Here is a 270-nt window from a genome sequence, read left to right as displayed (position 1 = left end):
AATGTGGTTTTAGAGCCTGATATGAAAAAAACAATTACAACCCTGGTGGTAGCAGGCGCTGTCGGTAGTGCAGCAATATTAGCCGGAGCCTATTCCGGCTTGATCAACGTTGGTGCTGACGATCCTCATTACCCAGCCGTGCATGCGTTCCTTTCAATGGCGCGTGATCGCTCTATCGAAGCGCGGTCCAAGGACATTGAGATTCCCAATCTAGATGACGAGGCTCTCATTCGTGGCGGGGCCGGGAACTACAACGCCATGTGCGTTGGG

The 270-nt window shown here is 52.6% G+C and carries 1 pseudogene; it reads left to right on the top strand.

Features of this window, described 5'->3' with window-relative positions:
• Positions 1-21: 21 nt before the first annotated feature.
• A pseudogene (locus tag Y887_RS17710) lies at positions 22-270 on the top strand (c-type cytochrome); the annotation flags it as partial.

The organism is Xanthomonas pisi DSM 18956 (assembly GCF_001010415.1).
Classification (GTDB): Bacteria; Pseudomonadota; Gammaproteobacteria; order Xanthomonadales; family Xanthomonadaceae; genus Xanthomonas; species Xanthomonas pisi.
The sequence above is the reverse complement of the archived record's forward strand: the minus strand, read 5'-3'. Positions and strand labels throughout refer to the sequence as shown.